The 16,511-nt window shown below is 35.7% G+C and carries 19 protein-coding genes; 6 read left to right on the top strand and 13 right to left on the bottom strand.

Going from position 1 to position 16,511, the window contains the following annotated elements:
* Window positions 1–156 precede the first annotated feature (156 nt).
* Window positions 157–1,551, top strand: coding sequence for a class II fumarate hydratase (gene fumC / locus KBP46_RS16245; protein ID WP_123277614.1), 1,395 nt, complete (start codon window positions 157–159; stop codon window positions 1,549–1,551).
* Between the two features lie 75 nt (window positions 1,552–1,626).
* Here fumC and KBP46_RS16240 read toward each other — a convergent pair whose 3' ends face one another.
* From KBP46_RS16240 to KBP46_RS23835, 4 genes are read right to left on the bottom strand one after another with little or no spacing between them, the layout of a single operon-like run.
* Complete coding sequence (locus KBP46_RS16240) at window positions 1,627–2,667, bottom strand: outer membrane beta-barrel protein (RefSeq protein WP_216443694.1); 1,041 nt, start codon at window positions 2,665–2,667, stop codon at window positions 1,627–1,629.
* Window positions 2,668–2,697: 30 nt separating this feature from the next.
* Entirely contained in the window at window positions 2,698–3,306 is a 609-nt protein-coding gene (locus tag KBP46_RS16235) for a hypothetical protein (protein WP_216443693.1), read from the bottom strand.
* Window positions 3,293–3,616, bottom strand: a complete 324-nt coding sequence (locus KBP46_RS23840) for an RNA polymerase sigma factor (RefSeq protein ID WP_253297291.1) — start codon at window positions 3,614–3,616, stop codon at window positions 3,293–3,295. Before KBP46_RS23840 ends, KBP46_RS16235 begins: the two co-directional genes overlap by 14 nt.
* Complete coding sequence (locus tag KBP46_RS23835; RefSeq protein WP_253297060.1) at window positions 3,607–3,852, bottom strand: hypothetical protein; 246 nt, start codon at window positions 3,850–3,852, stop codon at window positions 3,607–3,609. Before KBP46_RS23835 ends, KBP46_RS23840 begins: the two co-directional genes overlap by 10 nt.
* Window positions 3,853–4,100: 248 nt before the next feature.
* On the opposite strand from KBP46_RS23835, the gene KBP46_RS16225 reads away from it, so the two are divergent.
* Window positions 4,101–4,298: a hypothetical protein gene (locus KBP46_RS16225; protein ID WP_062676064.1), complete on the top strand. Its 198-nt coding sequence runs from the start codon at window positions 4,101–4,103 to the stop codon at window positions 4,296–4,298.
* 79 nt (window positions 4,299–4,377) lie between these two features.
* Here KBP46_RS16225 and KBP46_RS16220 read toward each other — a convergent pair whose 3' ends face one another.
* The 9 genes from KBP46_RS16220 to KBP46_RS16180 form a co-directional block, all read right to left on the bottom strand.
* Complete coding sequence (locus tag KBP46_RS16220; RefSeq protein ID WP_216443692.1) at window positions 4,378–5,316, bottom strand: Dyp-type peroxidase; 939 nt, start codon at window positions 5,314–5,316, stop codon at window positions 4,378–4,380.
* An 18-nt stretch (window positions 5,317–5,334) separates the two neighbouring features.
* Window positions 5,335–6,051 (bottom strand): ABC transporter ATP-binding protein, encoded by a 717-nt coding sequence (locus KBP46_RS16215; RefSeq protein WP_216443691.1) that lies wholly within the window; start codon window positions 6,049–6,051, stop codon window positions 5,335–5,337.
* A 3-nt stretch (window positions 6,052–6,054) separates the two neighbouring features.
* Window positions 6,055–7,521, bottom strand: coding sequence for a DUF5687 family protein (locus KBP46_RS16210; protein WP_216443690.1), 1,467 nt, complete (start codon window positions 7,519–7,521; stop codon window positions 6,055–6,057).
* Window positions 7,522–7,597: 76 nt separating this feature from the next.
* Entirely contained in the window at window positions 7,598–9,247 is a 1,650-nt protein-coding gene (locus tag KBP46_RS16205) for a DNA repair protein RecN (RefSeq protein WP_216443689.1), read from the bottom strand.
* 129 nt (window positions 9,248–9,376) lie between these two features.
* Window positions 9,377–10,282 carry a DUF4835 family protein gene (locus KBP46_RS16200; protein ID WP_062676069.1) on the bottom strand — a complete coding sequence of 302 codons (906 nt, stop codon included), beginning with the start codon at window positions 10,280–10,282 and terminating at the stop codon, window positions 9,377–9,379.
* Between the two features lie 36 nt (window positions 10,283–10,318).
* The gene (coaBC, locus tag KBP46_RS16195; protein ID WP_216443688.1) at window positions 10,319–11,524 is read right to left on the bottom strand and encodes a bifunctional phosphopantothenoylcysteine decarboxylase/phosphopantothenate--cysteine ligase CoaBC; all 1,206 of its coding nucleotides are present in this window, start codon (window positions 11,522–11,524) and stop codon (window positions 10,319–10,321) included.
* A gap of 124 nt (window positions 11,525–11,648) precedes the next feature.
* A complete protein-coding gene (locus KBP46_RS16190; protein WP_002983982.1) occupies window positions 11,649–11,972 on the bottom strand; it encodes a DNA-directed RNA polymerase subunit omega in 324 nt (107 codons plus the stop codon).
* Window positions 11,973–12,014: 42 nt separating this feature from the next.
* Entirely contained in the window at window positions 12,015–13,010 is a 996-nt protein-coding gene (locus KBP46_RS16185) for an outer membrane protein assembly factor BamD (protein WP_062676071.1), read from the bottom strand.
* Between the two features lie 103 nt (window positions 13,011–13,113).
* A complete protein-coding gene (locus tag KBP46_RS16180) occupies window positions 13,114–13,743 on the bottom strand; it encodes a TetR/AcrR family transcriptional regulator (RefSeq protein WP_047428771.1) in 630 nt (209 codons plus the stop codon).
* Between the two features lie 96 nt (window positions 13,744–13,839).
* Here KBP46_RS16180 and KBP46_RS16175 point away from each other — a divergent pair, with 96 nt between their 5' ends.
* From KBP46_RS16175 to KBP46_RS16160, 4 genes are all read left to right on the top strand, one after another.
* Window positions 13,840–14,466 carry a TatD family hydrolase gene (locus KBP46_RS16175; RefSeq protein ID WP_216443687.1) on the top strand — a complete coding sequence of 209 codons (627 nt, stop codon included), beginning with the start codon at window positions 13,840–13,842 and terminating at the stop codon, window positions 14,464–14,466.
* Window positions 14,459–15,184, top strand: coding sequence for a ThiF family adenylyltransferase (locus tag KBP46_RS16170; RefSeq protein WP_062676073.1), 726 nt, complete (start codon window positions 14,459–14,461; stop codon window positions 15,182–15,184). Before KBP46_RS16175 ends, KBP46_RS16170 begins: the two co-directional genes overlap by 8 nt.
* A 101-nt stretch (window positions 15,185–15,285) precedes the next feature.
* Window positions 15,286–15,657: a ribonuclease P protein component gene (rnpA, locus tag KBP46_RS16165; protein ID WP_216443686.1), complete on the top strand. Its 372-nt coding sequence runs from the start codon at window positions 15,286–15,288 to the stop codon at window positions 15,655–15,657.
* A gap of 242 nt (window positions 15,658–15,899) precedes the next feature.
* Window positions 15,900–16,508 (top strand): DUF4126 domain-containing protein, encoded by a 609-nt coding sequence (locus KBP46_RS16160; protein ID WP_120233291.1) that lies wholly within the window; start codon window positions 15,900–15,902, stop codon window positions 16,506–16,508.
* Window positions 16,509–16,511: the final 3 nt, after the last annotated feature.

The raw sequence follows: 16,511 nt of genomic DNA, 5'->3' as shown, positions 1-16,511 counted from the left end.
TATTTATAATGATTATAAATTGGAGGTTTCTGAGTTTATAAGTACCTTTATAGAAGCTAAATAAACAAAGCCAAAATATTATTTATTTCATTAAACATGATACTACCAACAATTTTTTTGGCGTAAAAAATAAAAGATCATACAAATTTCAACACTATGAATTACAGAATAGAAAAAGACACCATGGGAGAAGTGCAGGTACCTGCAGATAAACTTTGGGGTGCACAGACGGAACGTTCCAGAAATAATTTCAAAATAGGACCTGAGGGTTCAATGCCGCATGAAATCATTGAAGCTTTTGCTTACCTGAAGAAGGCTGCCGCTTATGCCAATACTGATCTGGGAGTACTTCCAGTGGAAAAAAGAGATATGATCGCGAAAGTATGTGATGAAATTCTGGAGGGAAAATTGAATGACCAGTTTCCTCTGGTGATCTGGCAGACGGGTTCCGGAACACAGTCGAACATGAATGTGAATGAAGTGATTTCCAACAGAGCCCATGTCAATAACGGCGGAACATTGGGTGAAAAATCTGAAATCCACCCGAATGATGATGTGAATAAATCCCAGTCTTCGAATGATACCTATCCCACTGCCATGCACATTGCTGCGTATACCAAAGTGGTGGAAGTAACCATTCCGGCTGTTGAGAAACTAAAAAATACGTTGTCTGAGAAATCAAAAGCCTTTAAAGATGTGGTAAAAATTGGTAGAACCCACCTGATGGATGCCACTCCGCTTACTCTTGGACAGGAATTTTCAGGATATGTGGCTCAATTGGAATTCGGATTGAGAGCTTTAAAAAATACCCTACCTCATCTTTCTGAACTGGCATTGGGAGGAACTGCTGTAGGAACAGGATTGAATACGCCTAAAGGCTATGATGTAAAAGTAGCAGAATATATTGCTCAGTTTACAAAACACGCTTTTGTTACTGCTGAAAATAAATTTGAAGCCCTTGCTGCTCATGATGCGATTGTAGAATCTCACGGAGCTTTAAAGCAACTGGCAGTTTCTTTATATAAAATTGCTCAGGATATAAGATTACTGGCATCAGGACCACGTTCCGGAATCGGGGAAATTCATATTCCTGAAAATGAACCGGGATCGTCTATTATGCCGGGGAAAGTAAATCCTACTCAGAATGAAGCAATGACGATGGTTTGTGCTCAGGTTTTAGGAAATGACACTACAATTTCATTTGCAGGAACTCAGGGGAATTATGAACTGAATGTTTTCAAACCGGTAATGGCCTACAATTTCCTACAGTCTGCCCAACTGATTGCCGATGCATGTATTTCATTCAACGATCATTGTGCGGTAGGTATTGAGCCGAATCATGAGAGAATTAAAGAGCTGGTAGACAAATCTTTAATGCTTGTTACGGCTTTAAATACTCATATCGGATATGAAAATGCTGCTAAAATTGCTAAGACGGCCCATAAAAACGGAACAACGTTGAAAGAAGAAGCCATTAATCTTGGTTTGCTAACTGCTGAACAGTTTGACGAGTGGGTAAAACCTGAAGATATGGTAGGAAGTTTAAAATAATGATTCTATAACTGATACAATGTAAAAACTCCGGGAACAGTTCCCGGAGTTTTTCATTTTACTGTCAAAATATATTTAATCTAATCCAATGGCCAAGCCAAATATCAGTGCTTTATCATTTTTGAAATAACTGTCTTTAAAGAAGTTACTGAAATCTTTTTTAACAAACACGCTGAAACTGTTGTACGAAAATGTAATCTGTGCTCCATATACAAAAGGATTCACCTGATAGTTTCCGCGGTCTCTGGTTTCACCGTCATTTCCTTTTACAATATTGTTGGTAGACATTTTTACCCCTCCATAAACATTGGCTCCAATTTTAAAACCCGTATAATAACTTCTGTACTGGATATCCATTCCGGCATTTTTAAGTTTTGAGAAATTATACTGCATCCCAAGGGGAACCATGATATATCCGGTTCTCAATTTGCTTTTATCAAGGTTTCCGTTGTATTGCGCCAAAGCGACTCCCTGATCTGCACTTCTTGTAAACAGCATATTATTATCTGCTCTTACTGTTCTCCAGGAAAATCCTAACCCGGAAATTACCGCCCACGGGCTTGTTCTGCTAAGCTGATAGTTCAGTTTCAGACCAAACTCCAGGTTATTGGCATATCCTATGTTTTTATCCAGGACATTATCCTGAGCACTGTTTGTAAGTGTCATGATTCCATAAGAGAAATATCCTGTAAAGCTTCTGCTGGGACGGAATTTTTTCAATAATTTTTCTTTAAGCTCTTCTTTAGAGGTAACATCGGTATTCAGAAGGGAATATCTTACCTGCTTTTGAATAACGTCATCCAGATCAAAGCCAAGTTCCTCAATTCTTTTATCCATTTTCTCAGAATAACGGTCGGCAATCTGAGCTTTTTCTCTGTCAAAATCTGCTTTATCAAGATTTCTTGCCTGTAAAACGACCAATTCTTCTTCCATCAGCTTTTTTTCTTCCTGAATGATGGTATTGATCTTTGCAGCATATTCTTCTACTTTTTCTTTTACAATAGGGCTTACCTCTGTATCTTTTTTAGAAGACAGGTTAATATTGAATGTCTTTTGTGCATAGAATGATGCTGAAAAAGAGCACAGCAATCCCATTACGATTAATTTCTTGATCATATTATTAATTTTTAAATTTTTACGGATACGTTATCTGGCATTCAAATCAATAGTAGCCACATTACTTCCATCCTTTGTTTTTTCGATAACATCTTTATGCTCTACTGAGAAAAGAAGTGTGGATGGGTCTACATATTTTTTCTTTTTAACCGGAGTTTTTATAGAATCGGCTTTTGCCACCATCTTAGGATTAGAAATCTGAGTGATATCCAGTTTCTTCAAAGGAAGATTTTCTTTAGGGATAAGTTTATTCTGGCCTATTGCAACTGGAGCAATCGCTTCTTGCTTATCATCAGAAAGAGTTTTTTTCATTTCTTTTTTATCATTATTCTCAACTGCCAGCGGAGCATGATTCTGAACCGGATCTTTTACCATTTCTTCTGTAGTATTTTTTCCGGTTTGTTTCACAATTTCCTGCTGAGTTTCGGAAGGTTGATTAAGAAAAAAAAGAACGCTTCCCAAGCTGAATGTCAAAATCAAACATGCCGCTACTAAAAACCAGTTCATTTTTGATTTGGAACGGTGGCTATTGTTATTCTGAAGCTCAATTTCGGACCACAGATTGCGTGATGGAGTGATTTCTCTTTCCTCCATCTGTTTTTTGATCTGAAATTCAATAGTATCTTTAGACGTTTTCATTTTTCACTTTTTTTTGTTGTTGAAAGTAGATCTTTCTTAATTTTTCTTTTGCTCTGAACAGCTGTGTTTTGCTGACAGCCACTGAAATCTGCAAAGTATCGGCAATTTCCTGATGAGAATATTCTTCCAGTACATACAGGTTAAAAACCATTCTGTAGGCATCGGGAAGCTGATCCAAAAGCTCCTGAGCATTAAAATTACAATCAATCTCTGCTTCATGGATATCTTCATGAAAAGATTGATTAATCTCGTCCAGATAGAAAACAGTTTTATGACTTTTGATAAAATTCAGGCATTCATTTACAACAATTCTTCTTGCCCAGCTTTCCAGGTTCGACTCTCCTCTGAAGCTTTCAATGTGCTTAAAATTTTACAGAATGCTTTAATGAGACAATCTTCGGCCTGATACAAATCGCTCACATAGCTTTTGCTTACACTCAGGAATCTCTTTACATTCTGTTCATAGAAAATCTTCTGTGCAGCCGGATCCTGTTTCTTCAGGAGGCTTAACAAATCATTCTTTTTATTTCCGAACAAAAGTTTCATGCTTATGCTGTTTCTATACTAAAGACAATCAAAACAAAAAAAGGTTACAACTTGAAAAAAAATATTTTATTATTTACTACAATAAGTTGATTTTTTTTGTCCAGAGTTACAAATTCCCTACTTTTTTTATTTCGAGAAACAAAAGAAAAACCTTTAAATAAAAAACTGAATGGCAATATTTTAATTAAAAGTACTCTGTATTTATTTTTTTCCTATATTAGAGATATAATTAATTTAAAACTAAATCCATGAAAAATCTAAAAAAATTAGATAGAGAAAATTTAAAAGTAGTATTAGGCGCGGGCTTTACATGCCTTGGTAACCTTTACTTAATAGAAGCAAACGGCTATTATGCATGCTGTACAAAACCCGATGTAGATCCTTGCAACTCTTCTGCATTTTGTCTGACTCCTGTTGGTATGTGTGATACTGGTGGTCCAGCTTAATTCTAAGCTCAATTAAAACAGCACCATGAAACAACTAAAAAAAGTTAAAAGGCTGCCTTGAATGAGGCAGCCTTGCATTTTATCCTGAAAATTCATCAAGCAAATTTCTGGTAGGAACAAAGAAAAGCGTTCCTGTAACTGCCGTGCTGAAATCTAAAATTCTGTCATAATTTCCCGGAGGATCACCTATAAACATATTCGTCAACATTTTCTTTGTGGTGGAGAATGTACTTGAATAGGCAATAAAGTAAGTTCCAAACTCATTGGTAGAAGGATTCCCAAAAGGCATATTATCTCTTACGATTTTCAATTCTTCACCGTTTTCGCCCTCGATATTAGCTAAGGCAATGTGTGAATTTGATGGTTTTACATCATCAGACATTTCAATATCATTCTCTTTTGATCTTCCGATCACTTTTTCCTGCTCTTCCGTGGATAAGCCTTTCCAGGCATCCATGTTATGAAGATATTTTTGAACAAAAAGATAGCTTCCTCCTTTATACTGAAGGTCTTCATCTCCTATTTTTCCAAAATAATCACGGTCGTCTCCATGCGGATTTTCCGTTCCGTCTACAAAACCAAGAATGGAACGTGCATCCCAGTATTTGAATCCATGAACCTCCAGAATACTTTCGGCCACTGAGCTCAATAACCTGGAAATTTCGACAGCCATATCAAAAATAAGGCTTTTATTGTCTGCTCTCAGATGAAAATGAAGATCTCCGGGAGTAGAAACTGCGGTATGTTTCGTTCCTTTTATTTCTTCAAAATTGACTAATTCTTTGGGCATTGGTGTCTGAAGTTCCAGTTTTCTCCATGCATCTGCACCAATTCCCATGACACAGCTTGCTCTGCTGTCCGGGAAACGGTTAAACACTGAATTATTAAGATTTAAAACCAAAGCACATAGTTCCTGAAAAACTTCTTTCAGCTCAGGGCTGTCATTAAGTTTCCAGACCATGAAAATAGTATTGCTGTTGGGATAATCTGTTACATTCTGTGATTCTATTGTATTCATACCTCTATTTTTGTGGTATTAAATATCCGAAACTGAAACCTGATCTGCAAAATATTGTTCCAGATCTTTCAATGTTTCCGGATTAGTCTGAATATCTTTTACCAAAAGACCTTTGTTCACCACTACAATTCTGTTGCAGACTTCTGTGGTATGGGAAAGATCATGGCTGGAAATAAGGAAAGTAACGCCATCCTGTTTTGATAATTCCTTGATCAGGTTTTTAAGCTTAATCTGGGTAGACGGATCAAGGTTAGCAAAAGGCTCATCAAGAATAATTATTTCAGGATTCCCGATAATTGCTCCTACGATTCCCACTTTTTTCTGATTTCCCTTTGAAAGATCACGGACATATTTCCCGGATTTCAGGATTTCACCATTGAAAAAATCATGAAAGGGTTTCAGGAATTCATCTACAGATGCTTTATTCTGACCTCTCAGCTCCCCAAGAAAATAAAAATATTCCTCCGGAGTAAGATATCCAATGAGAAAGGTATCATCTACAAATGCTGATACTTTATTTTTCCAGACTTCGGATTCATTGACTTTAATACCATCAATGCTTACAAATCCTGTCGTAGCCTGAATCAGATCCAGCATCAGGCTGAAAAGAGTTGTTTTTCCTGCTCCGTTATTTCCTACAAGGCCAAATGTTTCCCCTTTAGGAATTTCAAGATTTTCGATATTAAGAACCGTTGCTTTTCCGTATGTTTTTGATAGATTATGTATATTGATCATGGCTTAATTTATATTTTTAAATGCATCCAATGTGCTGTATTTCTCTCTTTTATATTGTTTTACAATGATATCGAAGATTTTCTCTCTCAGAAAAAAGCCGATAATTCCTATAATTGCAATACTTATCACTCCGCCAGTAATTCCCCATAGATATTTTGTCAAAGCAAATACTCCCATTGGGAGAAGCATTTTAGGAATCAGCAGAAGCATTGTCACTAAACTGAAACTTCCTTTTTGCCCCATTCTTTTCTCTTTTGAATTCAGGTCGATCTGATTTTTATTGAAAGCTCCGGACCACAAGGTAAATTGAGAGTTAACACCTATATTATATAATCCTGCCGCGAAGAATGTAACATAGATCTCCCAGCCAAAGTACACATAACAGAGAGCAATGACTACAGAAGCAGCTGTTATAATATTCATCAGCCACCATTTCGCTTTCAGATATTCTTTGTAAGGAACATTCAGAGTCATCATCAATGGAAAATAGGAACTGTCAAAAGCAGGTACGCGCTGCCCGAACAGAAACTGAAAACCACCTGTTACAAAAAGTCCCATAACCATCATCATTGCCGGAGTTTTGTAGAGTGAAGAACTAAACATCAGCAATCCATAGAACAAGAACATAAAGCTTCCAAACAAAATTCCTTTGGTTACTTTATTGCGTCTCAGCATTCTGATATCATTATTGATAAATGCTCCGATAACACCATATTTATTCAGGAAGGCAATATTTTCTGTTTTCCCGACTGTTTTCTTGGCTTCAAGCCCCTGATCAAGGTAAAATTCATTGCGAAGGTAGCGGAAACATACCCACCAAAGTATAACAAACAATAGAACAGGAATCAGTGCAAAGTAAGGTTTTTCATACAAGCTGAAGAAAACCAACTCAGAATAGGACAAAACCGGAACAATATTATAATACCCCAGCGCTCCTATACCCAGAAAACATACTCCTATGATGACTGCCAGCGTTTCTTTACCATTGAAAAAGATATTGATAAAATTATTCATGTAAAGTAATGAAACCGCCCCTATAAGCCATAATAAGACTCCTGGAATGCTGTATCCATTGAATAATGCAATCAGTGAAAATGTAATAAAGAATAAGGAACTCAGCCAACTGAATGCTGAAAGAAACGTCTTAGCCAGCATATAATTGACCAATGTATTCTTCCTGATATTCATGGTAAGAAACGGCTTAATATTCTGTGTAGGGATTTCCTGCCAGAGATATTTAAGAACAAGATCAATAATCCAGGCAATAATCATGAATTTTGAAACTACCTTTAAAGGATCCTGGTGCATTTCCTCCTGAATGTAGAAAAAGGCAATAAATGCTCCACCCACAAGACATCCGATAAAGTAAAGAATTCCTATTAAACGGAGAATTTTCATGGTCAGATTGATCCCTAAAGATGTACCACGAAAAAAGCTTTTGATTTCAAGCCTAAGGAACTTTAGAAACATATTTTAGTTTTTATACATTAGTAAATATAATGTAAAATATGTTACAAATTTTTAAGAAAAAAGTGGATTTATTTAATTATCCTATAAGCTCTTTTGCCTGTGCTAAAGCTGCTTCCGTAATTTTACTTCCGGAAAGTAATTGGGCAATTTCGTTCAGTTTATCTTCACTGCTTAATGGAATAATAGTAGATTGTGTTCTGCCGGAAATATCTTGTTTTACTACTTTATAATTATCGTTTCCTTTAGCAGCAACCTGTGCAAGGTGGGAAATAACAATCAATTGCATGTCTTCAGACATTTCTCTCATCAGGTTACCGATTTCTTCAGCTACTTTTCCTGAAACACCAGTGTCAATTTCGTCCAGAATAAGGGTTGGCAACTCATCACTTTCTGCAATAATTTTCTTTACAGCAAGCATTACTCTTGATCTTTCTCCTCCGGAAATAGCCGTTTGAATTGGTTTTAAAGGGAAGCCGGAGTTGGCCTGAAACAATAATTGAATACTTTCCTTTCCAAACTGATTAAATTCGTCAGCATCCTGCAATTCTATATCCACCTTTGCTTTTTCCAGTCCTAATTTCTTGAGAAGACTTTCTGCTTTTTTGATGAAAACAGGAACATTCTTATGTCTGTTCTTTGAAAGTTTTGAAGCAAGGCTCAGAAGTGTTTTTTCTTTTTGAGAGATCGTTTCTTCAGTTTCTTCAATCTGTAATTCTAAATCTGAGGCTCCTTTCTGATCTCCAGCCAGCTGATTTCTGATCTCAATCAGTTCATTAAGCTCTGAAACATTATGTTTAAGAAATAACGCATTGATTTTATTATTAAGATCGGTAAGATATATCAGGTTTTCAGGATTGATTTCAACTCTTTCCGCTTCATGCTCCAACTCAGAGATAATGTCTTTAAGCTCTACAAAAGAGGTTTCCAATCTTGAATCAAGTTCAGCAAAACTGGTAGAAATTTCGGAAATTTTTGAAAGTTTACTGGTCGCTTCATTAAAGAATGACAGAATCCCTATTTCCTCCTGATGAAACCTTGACAGAATCTGGCCTACATTTTCAGAGATCATTCCTGCATTTTCCTGGATAGAAAGCTGGTTTTGAATATCTTCATAATCAACATCATCAAGCTTGAGCTCTTCCAATTCGTTGAGTAAAAATTCTTTATAATCGCTTTCTTTATTGAATTCCGAAAGTTGGGTTTTCAGTTTTTTCAATAACAACTTCAGCGTTTGAAATTCAGAAAACTCCTGTTGATACTCTTCAATGATTTTTTTATTCTCAGAAAGCCCGTCGATAATTTTAAACTGATATTCTGAGGTAAAAAGATTGGATGTTTCAAATTGAGAATGGATATCAATCAGTTGTGAGGAAAGCTCTCTAAGAATATCTAACGTTACCGGCACATCGTTGATAAATGCACGGGATTTCCCTGAGGGAAGTATTTCTCTTCGGATAATAGTCTGAAGTTCGTAGTCCAGATCATTCTCTATAAAGAATTTCTTAAACTGATTATTGAGAGAAAACTCGGTTTCCACCACACTTTTCTCTTCAGCTTTGGCGATTGATTTTACATCTGCTCTTTCACCTAAAATAAGTCGAAGAGCACCTAGAATAATAGATTTCCCCGCCCCCGTTTCACCGGTAATAACCTGTAAACCATTTTTCAATGATACTTCAAGGGTATCAATCAGGGCAAAGTTTTTAATGTAAATTCTCGAAAGCATTGATAATCCGGGTTATAATCCAATTTGAGTTTGAACTGTAAAAATAAGTTTTTTTAATGAGTTAAGAAATCGTTTTTTGACTGTTCACTCATCCATAATGCTAACTGTTTTTAAACCTGCTCACAAATCCTAGACTTTCCATTTATTCCACTTATTCTCTATATTCTTTGGTGAAAGGATGATCATTGTCTGTTTAAGATCATTAAGAATCAACCCTCCATTATTTCCGGAATTGAAAATATTGAAAATTTCATCGCTTTTGGTATCCATGAACTGGTTAAAGAAAAACGCCTGCTGGAAATTATTTTCGTACATTTTTAGTTGCATCAGGGCATCAAAAATGACTTTTTTCCCGGCAGTCTGATCCTGGTTGAAAAGATTATCTAATCCAGCTCTGTGGTAAGTATAAATGGTAGAACGTAACTGATTCCAGTTGGGGTTCATAATTTCGTTAATCAAAATAGAACGGCTTCTCGGCTCGTTGATGGTATTCCAACCCTCATAGTTTCTGTTTTGGGAATTCTGTGCAATCTGCTGTGCTTTTGCGTACCATTGTGATCCTCCCATAGACTGGAAACTATCCGAATCAAGACCTAAAATAACATAAATATAGAAACTGATCACATCGGTAAGATTCTTCCCGGAAAATTGTCTTTCATTAAAAATAAGACTCTCATTTTCAACATATTCAAAAGCAAATCTCTGATCCTGAAGATTAATTAAAGGAGATTCATAAGTTGTATTGTACACAGGTCTTACTGCCTGAATCACAATAGATCCTTTGAATTTGTTAACATCTCTTTCTGCAATAACAATAGAAAAAGCACATTTTATTTTTTCAAAATTCTGAAGTCTTTTACCTGTCCAGCTGGTATTATTGATAAAGTCCCGGAGACTTTTCTCCAACGCTTTGTACGCCTGCTGGTTACTTCCACCCAGCTGTTGGGAGTTTACTTGCACTGTTGCCAACAGCTCCTGAGAAAAACTTTGGGTATATAGAAATAACAGAAAAAATAAACTTATAATTTTTTTCATTGCCTATTAAAAATTGAGAACGGAAATTTATTAAAATTATTTTAAAAGTTGAGCCTCAACAAAATTGAGAATATCTTTTGCTACTTCATCCTTGGATTTCAGATTGAATTCCTTCTTTTCTGTTTTAGTAAATATCTTGATTTTATTGGTATCATTTTTAAAACCGGCTCCTTCATCGCGCAAGGAATTGAGAACGATCATATCCAGATTTTTCTTTTCCAGTTTTCCTTTGGCATTTTCTTCTTCATTTTGCGTTTCCAGTGCAAATCCTACCAAAAACTGATGGGTTTTCTTTTCCCCCATTGTTTTAAGGATATCGGGATTCTTAACCAATTCTATCGTAAGATTTTCATCATTCTTTTTGATTTTTTCCTTCGCCACTTCTTTTGGAGCATAGTCTGCCACGGCTGCACTGGCAATTCCAATATCAACACTTTCATAAAATTCAAATACTTTAGCCAGCATTTCTTTTGCTGAAGTCACTTTATAAAGTTCAATATTCGGATCATTGATGATTTGAAAACTCGGTCCTGAAATCAGAATTACTTTAGCTCCTCTTTTTGAAGCTTCTTCTGCGAGAGAGAATCCCATTTTTCCTGATGAATGATTCCCGATAAATCTTACCGGATCTATTGCTTCATAGGTAGGTCCTGCGGTAATTAAAACCGTTTTTCCTTCAAGGCTTCGGGATTGGATATCCGAACTTAAATATTGTTCTACCGTATTAAAGATAGTTGCCGGTTCTGCCATTCTTCCCTGCCCGATCAGTCCACTGGCCAGCTCTCCATTTTCCGCAGGAATAATAATATGTCCAAAGCTTTCTGCCAGCTCCAGATTCTTTTTTGTAGAAGGGTGTTCATACATATCAAGGTCCATTGCAGGAGCTATGAATACAGGGCATTTTGCAGACATATAGGTGGCAATAACAAGATTATCACACATTCCGTGAACCATTTTTGACAGTGTATTGGCCGTACATGGAGCAACGATCATAACATCCGCCCACAGGGCCATTTCCACATGACTGTTCCATGTTCCGTTATCACTATAAAAATCCGAATACACGGATTTTTTGGATAATGTAGACAGGCTTAGTTTCGTTACAAAGTTTTCTGCATCAGGAGTCATAATAACCTGTACTTCGGCACCTTTCTTCACAAAATCTCTGATCAGAAAGTGAATTTTGTAAGCCGCAATTCCTCCAGAGACAGCGATAAGTATCTTTTTACCGGAAACACTCATTTAGTTCTAATTTTTTGAAATACTAAAGTACTTATTTTTTCCCACACAATGAGGCTTTAAAAACAACAAAGGTCATAAAAGAAGTAAATTCCTTTATGACCTTGATTTATTAAAATACAGAAGATTATTTTCTTTCTTCTGTTTTTCTGAAATAAACATCATCGTTTAACCATTCTTCAATAGCAATTGAAGTTGGCTTTGGAAGCTTTTCGTAATGTTTAGAGATCTCAATTTGCTCTCTGTTTTCGAAAACCTCTTCTAATGTAGAATTGTGAACGGCAAATTCATCCAATTTGTTGTGAAGTTCCGTACGGATTTCCGCATTGATCTGCTCTGCTCTCTTTCCCATGATAACAATAGCTTCATAGATTGAACCTACTTTATCTTCAATCTTATCTTTGTCGTAAGTAATAGTATTTACTTCTGCTTTTGTATCTTTTACACTCATTTTGAGAAAATTATTTTTATTTTAAGATGGCAAATTTACGAATTATCTTTGAATTTTGAAAGTCGCTGCAGGAGGAGGTGTCTTAAGTGCTGCACTGTCCCTCTGTAACTGCATTGCTTTCTTTTCATTGCTGATTTGATCCTTGATTTGCTGTTCTGTTTTATCTTTATCTGCCAGTTTTTCAGCTTCTTTTTTCTGTTTTGCTGTTAAAGCCGCAATTCTGGCCTCAGTTTGTTTTTTAACAACTACGAAGTTCTGTTTTTCTTTTTCCAGTTTTTCTCTAAGATCTACTGCTGTTTTAGAATATTCTGTGTTGGGAAGTTCTTTCTCTACCAGCTTTGTATAAGTAAGAGCACTTTCAATACGTTCATCTTTGAGACCATATACAGACTTCATCGCCAATTCATAACGTGACTTCATGATATAGTCATAAATCTTTGAACGAAGTTTTGTACTTGGAAAATCTTCCAAAACATTTTCAAATGCTACATTGGCTGCTTTATACTCACCCATTTTGTAGTATTGTCTTGCATTTTCATAAGCTTTAAATTCCAGCTTATAAGACAATTCATCAATTAATTGGCTGATATTCTTAGATCTTTCAGAGTTGGGATAATTGTTCAGGAATTCCTGAAGCTCATTAATGGCCAATTCTGTACTCGACTGATCCAGGTTGTAATCCATAGAACCTTCATAGTAGCACAGTGCAGACATATAGGCTGCTTCTTCTGCTCTCGGGTCTTTTGGAAAACTTACTGCAAAATTCTTAAACTGGTGTCCTGCCAGCTTATAACTTTTGTCGTAATAGTTGGCATAAGCTGTATTGAAACCTACGTTAGGAAAATCATCTGTTCCCGCCACAAGATTGGCAAGTCTGTCGTAAAGAGCCAATGCATTTTTCCATTTTTTCTTGGCAAAATTTTCATTAGCTGCCTTTAAGATAAATTCTTTATCAGCACTTCTCATTGCTCTCTCCTGCTGACTTACACAAGATGTAATCACCGCTACAGCAAAAAGACCTAAAATATATTTTTTCATATATAAAATTCAACAGTTTTCGGATTATACAGCCGATTTACTAATTTGCAAAAATATAACTTTTTTGCCAATAGATTTTTTTTTATGAATATTTAACGTAATTTTAGTCTGCAGCGTATCCCAAAATCGCAAAAACACTTAATAAAAGATTCATTCTCACCTTTTTCTCTGCTTCTTTTGCATAGGTTTCCTCATTTTTGCTCGGAACATAGAGCTCATAGAAATTTTTATTCCTGATGACAAATAAAGTGGATCCGATGATCATGGTAAGAATGTCTTCAGGTTTGGGTGTAAAAGTAAAAACTCCTGATGCGACACCTTTTTTAATGACTTCATCCAGTTTTTTCACAAATAGCTGATAGAAATCCAGCAGTTCATCTTTCAGATTCTCTGTATGACGAAGCTCCTGGGTCACGAAACCATGAAAATAATTATACTTGAAAAGCTGAGAAACAATATATTTAATCATTTCCCGTAATTGCATTTCAGGCTTACCATCCTTGATTGTATCTGCAAATTCTGAAAAATTCTCTCTTGTTTTCAGTACTCTGTACTGATAGAGATAGGACATCATTTTCTCTTTAGAACCGAAGTAATAAGAGATCATGGCGACGTTGATATTTGCTTTGGAACAAATATCTCTTACAGAAGTTCCCTCATATCCTTTCTTGGCGATGAGCTCTTCTGCAATATCCAATATGTGAATCTGTTTTTCTGTAAATTTTTTTTTCATGAAGTGTACTTTGAGTAAAGTTAAGAAATTTTTAACACATTTATAAACGATCGTTTAATAATTTTAAATTAATTCTGAAAATACTTACTTTTGAATATGGATTTTTTTGATTTTCATCATCATAAGAAATATATCAAAAACGGAATTTACAATATGAACATTGAGCAAATTCCGCCTGATTTCCCTTATTCTATTGGAATTCATCCCCAAGATATTGATGTTAACAATCTCGAACAGCAGTTTTCATGGATGAAAAGTATGATGTTTCAAAATTGTTTTGCCATTGGTGAATGTGGTTTAGATTCTTTAGTTTCTATAGATCAGAAAATTCAGGAAGACGTTTTTTTAAGACAGATCATGGTCGCTAATGAAGTCAAAAAACCCATGATTATTCATTGTGTAAGAAAATTTTATGAGGTCATTTCTTTTAAAAAGAAAGCCGAGCAGCCCATGATCATTCATGGTTTTAATAAAAAACATCAAATTGCCGAAGACCTTCTTGCCAATAATTTTTACCTGAGTTTTGGAAAAGCTGTTTTGTATAATTTATCTTTGCAGGATATTTTGAAAAACACTCCATTAGACAAACTCTTTTTAGAAACTGACAATGAAGATTTTAGCATCGAAGAATTGTATGATAAAGTTTCGGAAATAAAAGGTATTTCTTTGGAACAGCTCAATGAACAAATTTTAGAAAATTTACACTCAATAAAAAATGGATAAGTACTGGTTGGAAAGAACGGAGCTTCTGGTAAAAGAAGAAGGCTTGGAAAAATTGAACAAAGCTACTGTTTTGGTTGTTGGCTTAGGCGGCGTAGGTTCTTTTGCAGCTGAATTTCTTGCAAGAGCCGGAGTTGGCAATATGACGATTGTAGATGGTGATACCGTAGACATTACCAATATCAACAGACAGCTACCGGCTTTACATTCCACCATTGGAAAGCATAAAGTAGAAGTGGTAGCTGAAAGACTTTTAGATATTAATCCCGATCTTAATTTAACCAAAATCAATGAGTTTCTAAATCCTGAAAGAATGGATGAAGTTCTGGATTCTGCAAAATTTGATTATGTTTTAGACTGTATTGACAGTGTAACGCCAAAACTTTGTCTGATTATCGCTGCCAAAAGAAGAAGAATAAAAATTGTAAGTTCAATGGGTGCCGGTGGAAAAACTGATCCAAGCAAGGTAATGGTAAGGGATATCAGCAAAACTGAACACTGCCACCTCGCAAGACAGGTAAGAAAAAGGCTGAAAAAAGTAAAAATTGACAAAGGAGTCCGTTGTGTTTTTGCCAATGACATCCAGGATGAGGAAAGTCTGAAAATGACTGACGGGACCAATTATAAAAGATCTTTTTACGGAACAATAAGTTATATGCCTGCCATTTTCGGGTTGTATACCGCTTCAGAAGTGATTAATCATTTATTAAATCAGGATTAAAATATTTTCTCATGTATTTCACAGATTTTTAAAACGATTTTCATGTCTTAATCTGTGAAATATGCGGGAGAAAAATAAAAAAATATATTTACATTTCGTAAATGACAAATTCCAAATATCCCAGAGCGGAAAAGCTCAAAAAAAACACAGAGATCAGTTTGCTTTTTGAGAAAGGTAAATGGAGAACAAGCGGAAACCTTAGAATTATTATTCTAAAGGATAAGCCCAACCTTTCTGTAGAAACTGCAAGATTTGGAGTTTCTGTTTCTAAGAGATATTTTAAAAGAGCAGTACACAGGAATCGTATCAAAAGGTTACTGAGAGAATGCTATCGTCTGAATAGAGATCTTTTCAGGCAAGCCTTTGGAGAAAAAACTATGGCAATGCTGTTTTGGGTTTCTTCTGAGATGCCTCCTAAATTTCAGGATGTGGAAGCACAGTTTATCAAACTCTGTGAAGCGCAGAAAAAATAATTTTTTCTTTAAAATAAAAAGATCTGTGAGACATTTTCTTGCAGATTTTTTTTATTTCCCACAGATCACACAAATTTTCAGATAAGTATGTATAAAATATTTTTACGCTACAATAAACCACGAATTGCAAAGCTCGAGACTCGTATCACGTATCACTCGACCCCAAACTCAGACATTAGCAATACTCCAAATATCATATAGTTTTTGTATTTTTAGAGAAAACAATAAATCTGAAAATTAATATGTTAGATAACGTTCCCTATTTTTCTTATATCATCAGTGCATTTATTGGGATTGGATTGGCAGCTGCTACAGGCTTCCGGGTATTTCTTCCTATGTTTATTGTAAGCCTTGCCTCCTATTTCAACTGGATTCCCATGAATGAGCATTTTGAATGGCTTGCCGGTCTTCCTACGCTTATTACAACAGGAATAGCCACTATCATTGAAATACTGGCTTATTACATCCCTTTTGTTGACCATTTACTAGATACTGTTTCTATTCCCATGGCAACAGTAGCTGGTTCCATATTATTTGCGAGTCAGTTTGCTGATCTTGGAACTTTCCCACAATGGGCTTTGGCATTAATTGCCGGTGGAGGTACAGCAGCTACCATCAGCTCTGGATTTGCAGGAATAAGGGCTGCTTCTACTGCGACTACCGGAGGTTTAGGAAACTCTATGGTAGGAACAACAGAGACAGCTGGTGCAGGTATCATGTCTGTTCTCGCAATGGCAGCTCCGGTAATAGCGGCCATATTTGCTCTAATCACATTAATTGTTGTTATTGTATTTGGGCGGAAGGCCTGGAAAAAATTAAAAAGCACTAAAAGCAATTCTCAGAAGTTATAAAAT

Origin of the sequence: Chryseobacterium sp. PCH239, assembly GCF_018924625.1 — a bacterium.
GTDB classification, from domain to species: Bacteria; Bacteroidota; Bacteroidia; order Flavobacteriales; family Weeksellaceae; genus Chryseobacterium; species Chryseobacterium cucumeris.
Note: the sequence above shows the minus strand (reverse complement) of the source record. Positions and strands in the feature narration are given on the sequence as shown.

Bases quoted from the DNA above. Each gene is read 5' to 3' on its own strand.
- coaBC (WP_216443688.1), bottom strand. From the start codon at position 11,524: ATGAGTGTTTCCGGTAAAAAGATACTTATCGCTGTCTCTGGAGGAATT.
- KBP46_RS16210 (WP_216443690.1), bottom strand. From the start codon at position 7,521: ATGTTTCTAAAGTTCCTTAGGCTTGAAATCAAAAGCTTTTTTCGTGGT.
- KBP46_RS16200 (WP_062676069.1), bottom strand. From the start codon at position 10,282: ATGAAAAAAATTATAAGTTTATTTTTTCTGTTATTTCTATATACCCAA.
- KBP46_RS16215 (WP_216443691.1), bottom strand. From the start codon at position 6,051: ATGATCAATATACATAATCTATCAAAAACATACGGAAAAGCAACGGTT.
- KBP46_RS16185 (WP_062676071.1), bottom strand. From the start codon at position 13,010: ATGAAAAAATATATTTTAGGTCTTTTTGCTGTAGCGGTGATTACATCT.
- KBP46_RS16180 (WP_047428771.1), bottom strand. From the start codon at position 13,743: ATGAAAAAAAAATTTACAGAAAAACAGATTCACATATTGGATATTGCA.
- KBP46_RS16220 (WP_216443692.1), bottom strand. From the start codon at position 5,316: ATGAATACAATAGAATCACAGAATGTAACAGATTATCCCAACAGCAAT.
- rnpA (WP_216443686.1), top strand. From the start codon at position 15,286: ATGACAAATTCCAAATATCCCAGAGCGGAAAAGCTCAAAAAAAACACA.
- KBP46_RS16225 (WP_062676064.1), top strand. From the start codon at position 4,101: ATGAAAAATCTAAAAAAATTAGATAGAGAAAATTTAAAAGTAGTATTA.
- KBP46_RS16205 (WP_216443689.1), bottom strand. From the start codon at position 9,247: ATGCTTTCGAGAATTTACATTAAAAACTTTGCCCTGATTGATACCCTT.
- KBP46_RS16240 (WP_216443694.1), bottom strand. From the start codon at position 2,667: ATGATCAAGAAATTAATCGTAATGGGATTGCTGTGCTCTTTTTCAGCA.
- fumC (WP_123277614.1), top strand. From the start codon at position 157: ATGAATTACAGAATAGAAAAAGACACCATGGGAGAAGTGCAGGTACCT.
- KBP46_RS16190 (WP_002983982.1), bottom strand. From the start codon at position 11,972: ATGAGTGTAAAAGATACAAAAGCAGAAGTAAATACTATTACTTACGAC.
- KBP46_RS16235 (WP_216443693.1), bottom strand. From the start codon at position 3,306: ATGAAAACGTCTAAAGATACTATTGAATTTCAGATCAAAAAACAGATG.
- KBP46_RS23835 (WP_253297060.1), bottom strand. From the start codon at position 3,852: ATGAAACTTTTGTTCGGAAATAAAAAGAATGATTTGTTAAGCCTCCTG.
- KBP46_RS16160 (WP_120233291.1), top strand. From the start codon at position 15,900: ATGTTAGATAACGTTCCCTATTTTTCTTATATCATCAGTGCATTTATT.
- KBP46_RS16175 (WP_216443687.1), top strand. From the start codon at position 13,840: ATGGATTTTTTTGATTTTCATCATCATAAGAAATATATCAAAAACGGA.
- KBP46_RS16170 (WP_062676073.1), top strand. From the start codon at position 14,459: ATGGATAAGTACTGGTTGGAAAGAACGGAGCTTCTGGTAAAAGAAGAA.